The organism is Stenotrophomonas sp. YJH_SMC_131 (genome assembly GCF_059367975.1).
This window is the reverse complement of sequence record NZ_JCAFRJ010000007.1, coordinates 23,168-37,743: the sequence shown is the minus strand read 5'-3', so window position 1 is coordinate 37,743 and position 14,576 is coordinate 23,168. Positions and strand designations below refer to the sequence as shown.

The 14,576-nt window shown below is 69.3% G+C and carries 11 protein-coding genes; 5 read left to right on the top strand and 6 right to left on the bottom strand.

Features of this window, described 5'->3' with window-relative positions; all coding sequences use genetic code 11:
* Window positions 1–40 precede the first annotated feature (40 nt).
* Window positions 41–430 (top strand): hypothetical protein, encoded by a 390-nt coding sequence (locus AC5P56_RS15175; RefSeq protein WP_423179725.1) that lies wholly within the window; start codon window positions 41–43, stop codon window positions 428–430.
* 126 nt (window positions 431–556) lie between these two features.
* Entirely contained in the window at window positions 557–1,102 is a 546-nt protein-coding gene (locus tag AC5P56_RS15170; protein WP_014648938.1) for a glutathione peroxidase, read from the top strand.
* 84 nt (window positions 1,103–1,186) lie between these two features.
* Here AC5P56_RS15170 and AC5P56_RS15165 read toward each other — a convergent pair whose 3' ends face one another.
* From AC5P56_RS15165 to AC5P56_RS15140, 6 genes are read right to left on the bottom strand one after another with little or no spacing between them, the layout of a single operon-like run.
* Window positions 1,187–2,197, bottom strand: a complete 1,011-nt coding sequence (locus AC5P56_RS15165) for an MlaA family lipoprotein (protein ID WP_049442549.1) — start codon at window positions 2,195–2,197, stop codon at window positions 1,187–1,189.
* A gap of 1 nt (window position 2,198) precedes the next feature.
* Window positions 2,199–2,510: an STAS domain-containing protein gene (locus tag AC5P56_RS15160; protein WP_049442550.1), complete on the bottom strand. Its 312-nt coding sequence runs from the start codon at window positions 2,508–2,510 to the stop codon at window positions 2,199–2,201.
* A complete protein-coding gene (locus AC5P56_RS15155; RefSeq protein ID WP_014648935.1) occupies window positions 2,500–3,168 on the bottom strand; it encodes an MlaC/ttg2D family ABC transporter substrate-binding protein in 669 nt (222 codons plus the stop codon). Before AC5P56_RS15155 ends, AC5P56_RS15160 begins: the two co-directional genes overlap by 11 nt.
* Window positions 3,165–3,689 carry an outer membrane lipid asymmetry maintenance protein MlaD gene (mlaD, locus tag AC5P56_RS15150; protein ID WP_014039020.1) on the bottom strand — a complete coding sequence of 175 codons (525 nt, stop codon included), beginning with the start codon at window positions 3,687–3,689 and terminating at the stop codon, window positions 3,165–3,167. The genes AC5P56_RS15155 and mlaD overlap by 4 nt, the downstream gene beginning before the upstream one ends.
* 59 nt (window positions 3,690–3,748) lie before the next feature.
* On the bottom strand, window positions 3,749–4,498 hold the full coding sequence (locus tag AC5P56_RS15145) for an MlaE family lipid ABC transporter permease subunit (RefSeq protein WP_005414955.1): 750 nt from the start codon (window positions 4,496–4,498) through the stop codon (window positions 3,749–3,751).
* Complete coding sequence (locus AC5P56_RS15140) at window positions 4,498–5,286, bottom strand: ABC transporter ATP-binding protein (protein WP_014648934.1); 789 nt, start codon at window positions 5,284–5,286, stop codon at window positions 4,498–4,500. Before AC5P56_RS15140 ends, AC5P56_RS15145 begins: the two co-directional genes overlap by 1 nt.
* A gap of 189 nt (window positions 5,287–5,475) precedes the next feature.
* Between AC5P56_RS15140 and recC the strand changes: the two genes are divergently transcribed.
* The 3 genes from recC to recD are packed head-to-tail and all read left to right on the top strand — an operon-like array spanning window position 5,476 to window position 14,371.
* A complete protein-coding gene (gene recC / locus AC5P56_RS15135; protein ID WP_126411547.1) occupies window positions 5,476–8,820 on the top strand; it encodes an exodeoxyribonuclease V subunit gamma in 3,345 nt (1,114 codons plus the stop codon).
* Entirely contained in the window at window positions 8,817–12,494 is a 3,678-nt protein-coding gene (recB, locus tag AC5P56_RS15130; protein ID WP_197606689.1) for an exodeoxyribonuclease V subunit beta, read from the top strand. The genes recC and recB overlap by 4 nt, the downstream gene beginning before the upstream one ends.
* Window positions 12,491–14,371, top strand: coding sequence for an exodeoxyribonuclease V subunit alpha (gene recD / locus AC5P56_RS15125; RefSeq protein WP_197574247.1), 1,881 nt, complete (start codon window positions 12,491–12,493; stop codon window positions 14,369–14,371). Before recB ends, recD begins: the two co-directional genes overlap by 4 nt.
* The last annotated feature ends 205 nt before the right edge of the window (window positions 14,372–14,576 follow it).

Below are 14,576 nucleotides of genomic sequence, written 5' to 3'. Positions count from 1 at the left end.
TGGCTATGCTGGGCACCCTGAGTCCGTGGCGGGTATCGACATGTGCTTGCGCTCCTGTGCCGTTCTTGTCCTGGCTGCGTTGCTGGCTGCGTGCAGCAGCACGCCCCCGGTCGCCGACACGGCTACGGCCGCTCCTGCGCCGGAAGCCAGCGAGGCCTACCGCGAAGCACGTGACGTCGACTGCCAGGCCGCTGGCGGCACGCTGCAGCGGCTCGGCCGCCTGCAGCGCGAGCAGTGCGTGATTCCCTATGCGGACGCCGGCAAGGCCTGCAGCCGCAAGAGCGACTGCACGGGCCAGTGCCTGGCCGGAGCCGAGGTGGCCGCCGGCAGTGCCGCCACCGGTACCTGCCAGCGTGATGTGCGCCAGAACTTCGGGTGCCGCCAGCGCATCGATGATGGCAAGGCGCAGGGCACGATCTGCGTGGACTGAATCCTGCCTGTAGAGCCGAGCCCACGCTCGGCTGCCATACCATCAGCCGAGCATGGGCTCGGCTCTACAACAGCGCGCGCGGCGCTATGCTGGTGGGCCATTCCCCGCCGTAGCCGGAGCCCCCGCGTGAGCACCCCGATCCAGGACATTCCCCTCACCACCATCGACGGCCAGCCGTCCTCGCTTGCCGACTACCAGGGCAAGGTGCTGCTGCTGGTCAACGTCGCCTCCAAGTGCGGCCTGACCCCGCAGTACGAAGGCCTGCAGGCGCTGTATGCGGAAAAGCACGCGCAGGGCCTGGAAGTGCTGGGCTTCCCCGCCAACAACTTCCTTGGCCAGGAGCCGGGCAGCGAGGCCGAGATCCAGCAGTTCTGCCAGCTCACCTACGATGTCAGTTTCCCGATGTTCTCCAAGATCAGCGTGGCTGGCGAGGACACCCACCCGCTGTACCAGCAGCTGACCGCCGCGCAGCCGCAGTCGATCGGCGAAGGCCCGCTGCGTGAGCGCCTGGCCAGCAAGGAGATCCCGATCCATCCGGCACCGGCGGTGCTGTGGAACTTCGAGAAGTTCCTGGTCGGCCGTGATGGCAAGGTCGTCGCACGCTTTGCCCCGGACGTGGCCGCCGATGACGCGCGCCTGCGCGAGGCCATCGAGGCCGCGCTGGCGGCCTGAGCACGGCGTGCCAACCAGGGTTGGCACCCACCGGAAAAGAAAAACCCCGCCGAGGCGGGGTTTTTCATGCACCGTCGCGCGGCCTCAGTGGGTCCACTGCGGCATCGGCATCGCATCGACGGGGATCGGCGAATTGGCATCGTCATGGCCGCGGTCGCGCTTGCTGCGCAGATCGTTCTCGATCTGGTAGTTGCGGCGCTGCATCCAGGCATCGCGGACCAGGGCGTATTCGTCCACTGCGGTGTCGCGCAGATCGTCGATCGCCAGCAGCTGTGCGCGGGTGTCGACCAGCTGCAGGCCCTGCAGGCCGATGCGGATCTTGTCTTCCTCGACGCGCCGGATCGGCGACAACGGGATGTCACCGGCCAGGCCGAACACGTCGCGTACGGTACGCGGGCCGAAGAACGGCAGTTCCACGTAGCGCGAACGACGCCAGCCCCAGGCACCCAGGGTCTGGCCGAAGTCTTCATTGCGACGCGGCACCATCGCCTTGCTGGCTGGATCGAACAGGCCACCGATGCCCAGCGTGCTGTTCATCAGGAAGCGGCCGAGGCTGTCCCACGCATCGGCACCACGGCCCTGCAGCAACTGGTTGGTGATGGTCACCGGCGCACGCAGGTTGCTGAAGAAGTTGCTGACGCCGGTGCGCGCGAAGCGCGGCACCACATGGGTATAGGCGGTGGCCAGCGGGCGCGCCACGCCGCGGTCGACCGCATTGTTGAAGGTGTGCACCTTGCGGTTGAACGGTTCCCACGGATCGTAGGCCGCCGCGTTGCCGGTGTTGCCGGTACCACCATAGAGGGCGTCGAAATCATCGTCGCCGGCGGCGGCGGTGGACGCTGCGGCCTTCGGTGGCCTGGCCTCTGCGCCCTGCGGCGCAGCCGTCGGCGCTGAAGCGGTGGGCGCGGCAGAGTTGGCCACGGAGGCGACCGGAGCAGCGTCGACCCCGCCGGTATCGGCCGTTGCGGCCGGAGCAGCAGGGCCGGGCGCAACCACGGTGCTGGCGACCGGTGCATCGCTGCGCGCGGGCTTGCCGGCACAGGCGGTCAGGGCGGTGGCCAGGAGGATCAGGGGGAAAGTGCGTACGACGTTCATGTCAGCTCGCAGCAGAAGTAGCGTTGAAATCCAGGTTGGGCGACAGCCGGTAGGCTGCGCTCAGCTCGTTGAAGCCGGCGGGCGCGCCGGAAATGGCCAGCGCATGGCCCGCCTTGCGTGCACGGGCCGCCAGCTCGGCCAGCAGCGCCAGGCCGGCGCTGTCCACGCGCTCGACCTCACCCAGCTCCAGCCGCGCCAGCTTGGCCGGCAGGGCCTGCAGCTGCGGCCACAGTGCGATCACCGCGGCACGGTCAAGCACCCCGCGCAGGCGCAGGGTGTCGCCTTCCAGCAGCGCAAGTGCGTTACTTGCCATTGCCCGCGGGCCCGGCCTGCATGCTGCCGCTGTGCAGCTCGCTGGCCACCTGCTTGATGCCCTTCTGGCGCAGCGGGGTATCGAACTGGTTGCGGAAGGTCTGCACGTAGGAGATGCCTTCGATGTTGACGTCGAAGATCTTCCACTGGCCGTTCACGTTGCGCATCCAGTATTCGACCGGGGTCGGTTCGTTGCCGGCGCGCACCAGTTCGGTGCTCACGCGCACGCCACGGTTGCCCGGCAGCGGGCTTTCACCCTTCAGGCGGAAGCTCGGCTTGCCCTGGATGTTGAGCAGGGTCGAACCGTAGCGCTGCATCAGGCTGTCGGCCATGGCATCGGCGAACAGCTTGATGTCGGCATCCGAGGCGCCGCGGGCGTGCGGGCCCAGCACCAGGCGCGCGGCATAGTCGCGATCGAAGGTGCGGTTCAGTTCGCTGTCGATGTAGCTGCGCAGGCTGGCCGGGTTGCTGCTGAACTCGCTGCGGCGCTGCTGCAGGGTGGTGAGGATGCGCGTGCTGGCATCGATCACCACCTTGCCGGCCTGGCCCTGCGCCGCGGCAGCGGCGGGGGCGGGAGCGGTGGCCTGGGCCTGGGCGAGGAATGGAGTAGCCGCCAGCAGCGCCGAGGCGAGCAGGGCCGGGATCAGTTTCATCTTCATGGTTGCGGTTCCGTTGCAGGCGCCTGCGCGCCATCGTTGGGCTTCTGGCCTGCGCCACCACCGGCGCCGCCACTGAACATGTACTTGCCGACCAGCTGGATCAGGTCCACCGCCGGCTGGGTGAAGACGATCTCGTCACCGGCCTTGAGCACGTCCGGGTCACCGCCCGGCTGCAGACCGATATAGCTCTCGCCGAGCAAACCACTGGTGAAGATGCCGGCCGAGGTGTCCGCCGGCAGGTCCTTGACCTTGCTGTCCATGCGCAGGGTGACGATGGATTCGAACTTCACCGGATCCAGGTCGATCGAGGCGACCTGGCCGACGGTGACGCCGCCGATCTTCACCGGCGCCTGCTTGCGCAGCTGGCCGACCTGGGAGAAGCGCGCCTTCAGCTCGTAGCCCTGGCTGCCCCAGCTCCAGCGCTGGTTGGTCGAGGCCACGGCCAGCACCATCAGCGAGGCCAGGGCCAGCAGCAGGAAGGCGCCGACGGAGAATTCGAGTCTGGGACCGCGGATGGCCATGTGGATTACCTGATCGAGTCGTGGTGGCCGCGCGCGCCTGCGCACCGCCGGTGGAGGGGTTAGGTGAACAACATTGCCGACAGCACGAAGTTGAACATCAGTACCAGCAGCGAGGCGTTGACCACCGCACGGGTGGTCGCCACCGAGGTGCCCTCGATGGTCGGCTCGGCGTGGAAACCAACGTAGGCGGCGACCAGCGCGGCGGTGCCGCCGAAGATCGCCGACTTCAGCATCGCCACGCCGAAGTCATCCCAGAAATCGACGCTGTTGCGCAGCGCCGACCAGAACACGCCATTGTCCAGGCCCAGCACGTGTACCGCTTCGAAGTAGCTGGCACTGATCGCCAGCGAACAGAAGATGCCGGTCAGCAGGGGCACGGTCAGCACCGCCGCCCAGAAGCGCGGCGCCACGGCCTTGGCCACCGGGTCGATCGCCATCAGCTCCAGTGCCTTGATCTGGTCGGTGGCGCGCATCAGGCCCAGTTCGGCGGCGATCGAGCTGCCGGCGCGGCCGATGAACAGCAGCGCGGTCAGCACCGGCGCCAGTTCGCGGTACAGCGACAGGCCGAGCAGGGTCGACAGCGCGTCGGCCGCACCGAAGGTGGTCAGCGTGCGGTAGCCCTGCAGCGTCAGCACCAGGCCGACGAAGGCGCCACCGACGGCGATGATCGGCAGCGAGCGCGCGCCGATCTTGTAGATCTCGCGGGTCAGTTCGGCCAGGAAATCACGGGTCGGCAGCGAACCACGCAGCACGGTCAGCGAGAACAGGCCGGCGCGGCCGAGCGAGCGGGTGGCTTGGACGAACGGCATCAGGCGACCCTCGCGCGCGGTGCGGCATCGAACGGGATGGGGCCGTCAGGCTGGCCGTGCAGGAACTGCCGCAGCAACGGGTCCTGGCTGGACTGCAGCGCCTCGGGCGTGCCCTGGAACACGATGCCGCCATTGGCGATGGCGATCACCTGGTCGCAGATCGGCAGGGTCTCGTGCACGTGGTGGCTGACGATGATGCTGGTCAGGCCCAGGCTGTGGTTGAGGCGCTGGATCAGGCTCATGATCACGCCAGAGGCGATCGGGTCCAGCCCGGTCAGTGGCTCGTCGTAGATCATCAGCGGCGGGTCCAGCGCCAGCGCGCGGGCCAGCGCGACGCGGCGCGCCATGCCACCGGACAGCTCGCGCGGCCAGGCATCGGCAGCGGCCAGCAGGCCCACCGCATGCAGCTTCATTTCCACAAGGCGGCGCAGCACGGCGGTCGGCAGGCGGGTATGCGTGCGCAGCGGCAGCGCGACGTTTTCGGCCACAGTGAGGTCGGTCAGCAAGCCGTTGCCCTGCAGCAGTACCCCCACACTCTTGCGCATTTCCAGCAGCGCGCCGCTGTCCTGCGGAATCGGCTTGCCGAACAGGGTGACCTCGCCAGCCACCGGGCGCAGTTCGCCGGTCAGTGCCGCCAGCAGGGTCGACTTGCCGCTGCCGGACGGACCCAGCACGGCCGTGATGCTGCCCTTGGGCACCTGCAGCGACACGTCGCGCAGGATCGTGCGCCCGCTCCGGTCGATGCGGACGTTGGATAACTGCACCAGACTGGAGGTGGAAGCCGACATGGGCACCATTAACGTTTTTTAGACATCGAAGGATCGGGCCCGTCGGCTGAACATAAGCAGACTGGACGGTCCAGTATTGTGGCACGGCAAGATCCCTGCCAGGCCGGGATAATCGGCCGGCAGCCCGGAACAATCCGTACCGGCGATGGGCCGGCCATTGAATACTGCCTGCCGTGCTGCACACTGTGCATGATGAGTGACCCGGGCAGCGATTTCCGCCTCTACCATTCCAACTCCCTGGACGTGCTGGCCGCGCTGCTGGCGCGCAACGTGCGTGCGCCGGTTGCGGGTCAGCCGCTGCTGGCGCCGGAGGTGGTGCTGATTCCGCAGGTGGCGATGCGGCGTTGGCTGCAAGCAACACTCGCTGCCGAATATGGCGTGGCCGCCAATCTTGAGTTCCTGACCCCGGGCGAGTTCGTTGCCCGTGCACTCAACGCCAATGTGCCCGGCGAACGCGACGACCTGGACGCGGCCGCCCTGCACTGGAAGGTGTACCAGGCACTGCGCGACCCGGCGTTGCTGGCGCAGCCACCGATGCGCGCGCTGCAGTCCTATCTTGCCGGTAGCGATGCATTGAAGCCGTGGGCGTTGGCCGGTGAACTGGCGTCGGTGTTCGAGAAGTACCAAGCCTGGCGCCGCGACTGGCTGCTGCGCTGGGAGGCCGGCGCCGACCCGGCCGACCCGCAGGCCATCCTCTGGCGCAGCATCGCCGCTGGCCACGACTACCGCGCGCGCCGCATCCAGGCTTACCTGGACCGCTTCGAGGGCGCCGGCCAGCCGTTGCCGCAGGGCCTGCCACCACGCATGTCCGCGTTCGCGACGCTCAACATCTCGCCCGATGTGCTGCGGGTGATGGCCACCCAGGCGCGGGTGGGCGAGCTGCACTTCTATATGCCCACGCCGGTGCAGTCGTACTGGGGTGACCTGCAGACGCTGGCCGAGCGCCTGCGCAGCGGCGCGCCCGATCCCTTCGGTGAAGCGGCCGGTGAGAACCGCCTGCTGGAAGCCTGGGGCGCGGCCGGGCGCGATTTCATGGCGGTGCTGGGCAGTTACGAGGTGGTGCACCCGGCCGGCGAGATTGCCGCGTATTCGGATCCGGAGGACGACACCCGGCCGACGCTGGCCGAAGGTGGACTGTCCGACAGCCTGCTGCATCGCCTGCAGCGCGATCTGTTCCACCGCCGTGCGCTGCCCTCGGGCGAGCTGCGCGACGGGCTGCGCAGCGACGATCCCAGCCTGCAGGTGCATGCCTGCCATACCCGCCTGCGCGAACTGCAGGTGCTGCACGACCAGCTGCGCAGCCTGCTGCAGGACCCGCGCTTCGACCCGCCGCTGCAGGCGCGGGAGATCGCCGTGCTTGCACCGGACATCGACCCCTATGTGCCGTATCTGGAAGCCGTGTTCGGCGGCCGTGGGGGCGAGGACGAGCACATTCCCTATGCGCTGGCCGACAGCAGTCCGCTCGCCGGCGAGCCACTGGCCGACGTGTTCGTGCACCTGCTGGGCCTGCCGGTCTCGCGTTTCGGCCTGAACGAAGTGCTGGACCTGCTGGCCAGCGCGCCGCTGGCCGAAGCGGCCGGCCTGGAGGCGGTGGACTTTGATCGCCTGCATGGCTGGCTGCAGCAGGCTGGCGCACGCTGGGGCCTGGATGCGAAGCACCGCAACCAGCACCAGGCCCCGGCCGACGACGCCTACACCTGGCAGTTCGCGCTGGATCGCCTGGTGCTCGGTCATGCCACCGGCAGCGAGGCCGACCTGGCCGGTGTTGCCCCGTGGATCGAGCTGGAGGGCGGCGCATTGGACGCCCTGGACCGGCTGCTGCGCCTGTTGCGCGTGTTGGCGGTCTACCAGCGCCGCCTCGGCGAACTGCTGACGCCGGCGCAGTGGCGGCAACGCCTGCTGTCGCTGCTGGACGCGCTGCTGCCGACTGCGCCCAGTTCGCCCAACAGCCAGCGTGCCCTGGAGCGCCTGCGCAAGCTGCTCAACCAGTTCGCCGATGATGCCGCCAAGGCCGGCTTCACGGACGGGGTGCCGCCGGAGGTCGTGCGCGCGCACTTCGCCGGAGCACTGGGCGAGGCCGATACGCGCGCGCCGCTGCTGACCGGTGGCATCAGCTTTGGCCGCATGGTGCCGATGCGCCTGCTGCCGTTCCGGGTGATCTGCGTGCTCGGTCTCAATGATGGCGATTTCCCGCGCCGTGACCCGGCTGCCGGTCTCAACCAGCTCACTGCCGAGCTGGACACGCCGCGCCGCCGGCCCGGCGACCGCTCCACCCGCGAAGACGACCGCTTCCTGTTCCTGCAGCTGTTCGCCGCCGCGCAGGAGGTGTTCTACCTGAGCTACCTCGGTGCTGATCCGCGCGATGGCAGCGCGCGTGAGCCGTCGGTGCTGGTCAGTGAACTCATCGATGCCGCCGCTGCGTATCACCTCGATCCGCCTGCGGCGGTCCGCGACTTCACCGTGCGCCACGCACTGCAGCCGTTCTCTCCGGCGGCGTTCGGTGACGGTGATCCACGCCGCTTCAGCTATCGCCGCCAATGGCATCCGGCCGCCGGTCGCCTCACCGGCGCGCGCGGAGGCCTGCAGCCGTGGTTCGATGCCGCGTTGCCGCCGCTCGACGATGCGGTGGAAGACGACGTTGCACTCGATACCCTGCGCCGCTTCCTGTGCGATCCGGCCGGGCAGTTCCTGGCGCAGTCGCTGGGCCTGCGCCTGGCCGACGATGTCGAGGAGGTCGATGACCTGGAACCGCTGGTGCTGTCCTCGCGCGGGCCGGAAAAGCGCAGCGTGCAGGCGGCGGTGGTACGCGCCACGCTCAGTGGCGATACCGAGCCGTTGTATCCGCGGCTGCGCGCGCGTGGCCTGCTGCCGTCGGGCCCCCTGGGTGAGCGCCAGTTCGAGGTGGAGCAGTTGAAGACCCGCCCGTATGCCAGTGCATTGCTGGGCTGGATGCGGGGCGAGCCGCTGGAAAGCCGCCGCTATGAAGTGGAGATCGATGGCGTGCGCCTGCATGGCCGTGTGGCCGATCGACACCCCGACGGGCTGGTGCGCCTGCGCGCTGGCACCCTCAATGGCACTGCGGTGATCCGCCAGGGCCTGGATTGGCTGCTGGCCAACGCTGCCGGCGATGCCCTGCCGCTGGTGCAGTTCCATGATGGCGGCGACGCCGGTCCCGGCCCGCATGTACTGCCGGCACTGAGCGCTCCTGCTGCACGCGCGGCATTGCGCGCATTGCTGCAGTTGCGCCAACGCGGACTGCGTGAACCGCTGCGCTTTGCCCCCTACACCGGCTGGGTGCTGTACAACGCGCCGGCCGAAAAGCAGCGCAGCGAAGGCTGGAAGCAGTGGCACGGCAGCGACCGCAGTTGGGGTGAATCCAGCAGCGACGCCTGGCAGCTGCTGCTGCGCGGTGCCGATCCATTTGCCACCGACGCCGGCTATGCCGATCTGCTGCGCAACAGCCAGGTGGTCTTCAGCGCGGTGCGCGAAGGCCGCACCCTTGGCGCCGATGCACGCCAGGAGGGCAGCACATGAGCACCGCCATCGTCGATGAGGACTCCCAGCGCATGGCGGGCGATCCCTATCTGGCCCTGCCGCTGGATGGTATCCGCCTGATCGAGGCCAGCGCCGGTACCGGCAAGACCTTCACCCTGGCCACGCTGTTCACCCGCCTGGTGGTGGAGCAGGGCCTGCGCATCGGCCAGATCCTGGCGGTGACCTTCACCGATGCCGCCACCCAGGAACTGCGCAAGCGCATCCGCGAGCGCCTGTCGCTGGCCGCGCGCCTGGTCGATCTGGAACCGGCCGAGGGCGAAGCACCGGACACGAGGCTGACCCGCCAGGTGCTGCAGCGCCATCTGCAGGGGGGCACCGAGAGCGCCGCCGCACTGAAGCGCCGCCTGCAGGTGGCCGCCGATGAGATCGACCTGGCGTCGATCTTCACCATCCACGGCTTCTGCACCCGCGTGCTGCGCGAGCATGCGCTGGAGAGCGGCCATACCTTCGATCCGCCGGAACTACTGGCCAGCGACCGTGAGCTGTTGGAGGAACTGGCGGCCGATCTGTGGCGGGTGCACGCCAACGACGCGGCCACGCTGGAGCCGCTGACCTGGCTGTGGTCCAACCCGGACGCGCTGGCCACCGATCTGCGCGCGTTGCTGGCTGCGCCGCCTCTGCGCCCGTTGCCACGGCCGGTGGCGCTGGCCGATCCACAGCCGGCATTGCGGGCCGCCGCCACCGAACTGCAGCAGGCGCTGCGCGGGCATGGCGAGCAGTTCTTCATCGACCTCTGCGATGCCGTCGACAACAAGTGGATCAACGGGGTGTCCTACAAGCTGGGTTGGCTGCACACGCTGGGCCGGCAGCTGCTGGCCTGGGCCGAGCGGGGCGACCCGCGCGAGCTGCTGGCCAGCGAGCGCCTGCCGGCACTGCTGCCGGAGGTGCTGGCCGACAAGACCAACAAGAAGTTCCCCGACCGCACGCCGTCGTCGCCAGTGCAGGTGCCGTTGGCGCGCTATGTCGCGCTGCTGGCCGAACGCGATGCCTGGCTGCGTGGTACCGCGCTGAATTTCCTGCACGCGCTTCGCGCCGAAGCCATGCAGCGCCTGCAGGCGCTGAAGCGCACGCGCCGGGTGCAGACCTATGACGATCTGATCGATGGCGTGGCACTGGCCCTGGAAGGCCCGCAGCGGCTGCCGCTGGTAAGGCAGCTGCGCGCGCAGTACCGCATTGCGCTGGTCGATGAGTTCCAGGACACCGATGATCGCCAGTGGAACATCTTCCACACCGTGTTCGGCAATTCGCCGGAGGTGCGCGAACTCGGCCTGGCACCGGCGCTGTTCCTGATCGGCGATCCCAAGCAGGCGATCTACGGGTTCCGCGGCGGCGACATCCACACCTACCTGAAGGCCAAGCAGGTGGCGCAGCAGGCGCCGGTGCTGGACCAGAACTTCCGCTCGCGACCGTCAGTGCTGCGCGCGTTGCAGGCGCTGTACGACAACGGGGGTGAGGACGCCTTCCTCGAGCGTGACATCCAGTTCGAGCCGGTGCGTCCCGGTGGCGTGCGCACCGATGAGGACTATCTGCACGACGGCCACGCCGCCAAGGCACTCACCCTGCGCGTGCTGCGCAGCGGGGGTGACAAGGCGATGAGTGCCGATGCCTCGCGTGAGGCAGCGACCCAGGCCTGCGTGGCTGCGATCCACCAGGCCCTGGTCGAGGCGCGTGCGGGCAAAGCGGTGTTGCGTGGGCGCCCGGTGCAGCCTGGTGATATCGCGGTGCTGGTGCGCTCGCATCGCGAGGCGACGCTGGTGCAGCGCGCGCTGGCTGCGGTTGGCATACCCGCAGTGGCGGCGGGCAAGCAGAGCCTGTTCGCCACCAGTGAGGCACGTGATCTGCGCGCGCTGCTGCTGGCGCTGCTGCAACCGGCAGACGAAGGCCGCCTGCGTGCAGCGCTGGCCACGGTGTTGCTGGGCCAGCGGGCCAGTGCGATCGCGGCGATGGAGCGCGAGGGCGACCTGCAGCGCGGGTTCCAGGCGCAGCTGCTGCACTGGCGCGAGCGCTGGCAGCGCGGTGGTCCGTTCGCGGTGATCGCCGATGTCTGTGCCGCGCACGGCGAACGCCTGCTGGCGCTGATCGACGGCGAGCGCCGCCTGACCAACTACCTGCAGCTGGGCGAACTGCTGCAGGAAGCCTCGGCGCAGGCGCTGGGCATGCATGGCCTGCTGGACTGGCTGCAGGGGCAGATGGCCAGCGCCGACCAGGATGACGAGCAGCAGTTGCTGCGCCTGGAATCGGATGCGCGCCGCGTGCAGATCATCACCCTGCACAAGAGCAAGGGCCTGGAGTATCCGCTGGTGTTCCTGCCCTTCGTCGGCATCGACGGCGGCGCACCGAACACCGCCTCGCACTGCACCGTGCACGTCGATGGCCAGCGCCAGCTGCACTGGAAGCTGGACAGGGACGAGGCCTGGGAAGCGGCCAGCACACAGCGCGAGCGTGAGCAGCGGGCCGAGGATGCGCGCCTGCTGTATGTGGGACTGACCCGCGCCGAGCATGCGCTGTGGATCGCCGTGGGTGATCTGGCCGGGCTTGGCAAGACGCGCCTGGCGCCGCTGCTGGGCGACCTGCAGGCGCTGCGCGCGCACGCCGACGTGCACATCGATGACAGTGAGACAGTGGCCGCGCTGCCGCAGCTGGCGGCCGAAGTGGAAGGGGATCTTCCGGCAGTGCGTGCACTGACCCGGCGCGTGCCGCACGACTGGTGGGTATACAGCTTCACCCAGCTGGCGCATGCCGACGCGGGCGCTGGCAGTGATATTGAAGCCGCCGCCACCGAGCTGCCGGCGCCCGCCGCCGACGAACCCGCGGGCCCGGAACTGCCGCTGGAGCCCGCGCTGCCGGAACCCGCCGCCGTCGAAGACAGCCCGCCGGTCGACCCGCGCTTCATGGGCAGCCGCTTCGGCAACGTGCTGCACGAGGCGATGGAGAACGTCGACTTCGCTGCGTGGGGGGGCTGGCAGCCGGGCCTGGAAGCGCCCGAGGGCCAGGCCGAGGTGCTGCGCAAGGCGCTGCACGATGAAGGCTATGCCGACGTCGACCTGGACGATGGCGTGGCGGTGCTGGTGCCGTTGGTCGGCCACACGCTCACCGTGCCACTGCCCGAGGGCGGTGCGCTGCACAGCCTGGGCGAAGGCGAGCGGCGCGCGGAAATCGACTTCCATTTCGCCATCGAACCGACCACGGTACCGGCGCTGTTGCAGCTGCTGCATGCACATGGGGTTTCCAGTGCGCGTCGCGGCTTCGGCCAGCGCCGCCGCCTGGAAGGGCTGATGACCGGCATGATCGACCTGACCTACGTGCGCGACGGGCGCTGGTACGTGCTCGACTACAAATCCAACCGGCTGCCCGGCTACAGTCCGGACCTGCTGGCCATTGCCATGCGCCACAGCGAGTACGACCTGCAGGCGCTGATCTATACCGTGGCCCTGCATCGCTGGCTGCGCTTCCGTCTGGGCGCGGCCTACGATTACGAGCGCGACATGGGGGGCATCCGCTACCTGTTCTGCCGCGGCCTGGATGCTGCCGGCAACGGCGTGCATGTGGACCGCTTCCCGTTCGCGCTGGTGGATGCACTCGACGCACTGTTCGCAGGTGGCGAACAGGCCCAGGCCGAACTGGCCGCACGTGCCCGTGGGGCCAGCGCATGAGCCTGCTGAAGGAACTGCACCAGAAGGGCCTGCTGCGCACCCTCGATCACGCGTTGGCGACCAGCCTGCAGCGGTTGCGCGGCGACACGCCGGACAGTGTGGCGTTGGCGGCCGCGCTCGCCTCGCTGGCGGTGTCGCAGGGCCACGCCGGGTTTGATCCGGCACAGCCGCAGCGGTTGCTGGACGGCGTGCCCGAGTGGCCTGCCGCGCAGGACTGGCTGGCGCAGCTGCGCGCATCGCCCTGGGTAGCGACGCCGGAGCAGGCCGATGCCATCGCCGAGGATGCGCCGCTGGTGCTGGAGAACGGCCTGCTCTACCTGCGCCGCTATCGCGAGTACGAGCGGCAGTTGGCGGCCGGGCTGCAGCGCATCGGCCGGCATCCGCTGCCGGCACCGGACATGGCCGCGCTGGCACCGTTGTTCGCGCAGCTGTTCCCGCAGGCACTGGGCAGCGAGGATCACCAGGCACGCGCCGCCGGCGTGACCCTGCGCCATCCGCTGGCGCTGGTCACCGGCGGTCCCGGCACCGGCAAGACCACCACCATCGCGCGGCTGTTGCTGCTGCTGGCCGCACAGGCCCGGCACGCTGGCCAGCCGCTGCCCGAGGTGGCGCTGGCCGCGCCCACCGGGCGCGCCGCCGAACGCATGGCCGAGAGCCTGCGGCTGGCCGTGCAGCGCCTGCAGGAGCACGGCGTGGACCCGGCGCTGTGCGCGGCACTGCCCAGTTCCGGCACCACCCTGCATCGCCTGCTCGGCGTGATCCCGGATTCGCCGCGCTTCCGCCACCACGCCGACAATCCGCTGCCGGTGGACGTGGTGGTGGTCGACGAAGCCTCGATGATCGATCTGCCGATGATGGCCAAGCTGGTCGATGCGATCGCCAGCGGCACGCGGCTGATCCTGCTCGGCGATCCCGACCAGCTGCCGTCGGTGGAGGCCGGCGACGTACTCAGTGCGATCCTGCGTGCCAGCGGTGATGGCATCGGCACCCGCGCCGATGACGCGCAGGCGCTGCGTGGATTGCTGGCGCCGTCCACGCTGCAGCCCCAGGCCGAACCGAACACCTTCGCCGGCCGCCGCGTGCAGCTGCAACGAGGGTACCGGCAGAGCGATGCACTGGTGCTGGCCCCGTTGGCAGATGCCGTGCGCGAGGGTGACGCCGTCGCCGCTTTGCAGCTGCTGCGCGGCGGTGAACTGGCAGGCGTGCATTTCAATGAAGGTGAGGCAGACCCGCTGCGCGGCCAGCGCGAGCACCTGCTGGGCCATTGGCGTGCGTTGGCCGACGCCGCCGATCCGGTGCTTGCCCTGCAGCAGGCCGGGCGACTGCGCGTGCTGACCGCGCTGCGCGAAGGCCCGCAGGGCGCGCGTGGCCTCAACAGCCGTATCGAGCAACTCCTGGCCGGCAACACCCCGGGCTACTTCCAGGGCCGCCTGCTGCTGGTGACCGAGAACAGCTACCGGCACCGCCTGTTCAACGGCGATATCGGCATCTGCCTGCGCGACCGCAGCGGCGCGATGGTGGCCTGGTTCCCCGGCGACACCGTCGAGCAGCCGCGCGCCTTCCACCCCGCAGCACTGCCCGCGCACGAAAGCGCCTTTGCGATGACCGTGCACAAGGCACAGGGCTCGGAGTTCGATGAAGTGTGGTTGCAGCTGCCACGCCAGGACAGCCGCGTGCTGTCGCGCGAACTGGTCTACACCGGCCTCACCCGCGCCCGCCAGGTGCTGCATGTGGCGGGCAGCGCAGAGGTGCTGCAGGCCGCATTGAAACGCCACGCCAGCCGGTTGGGTGGCCTGGCCTGGCGGCTGGGTGCGGAAGCGGTGGCCGAAGCACCGGCGCGCCTCGAACAGCCCACGGTGCAGGGCCAGTTGTTCTGAATCGGGGTCGGATCCCGTTCCCACCGGGAACGGGTTCTGACCCATTCACCTGATCGCCAGGCAAAAGCAGTCGAGCATGGCTCGACTCTACAAATGCGTACTTCGATCATTCCGACGTTCATCCACGCATGGCGTGGACCCGCCCCGCCAACCCACGGATAGCGCGCATTTGACGTTGCCGTTGATTCGGCAGGTGCAGGGCGCA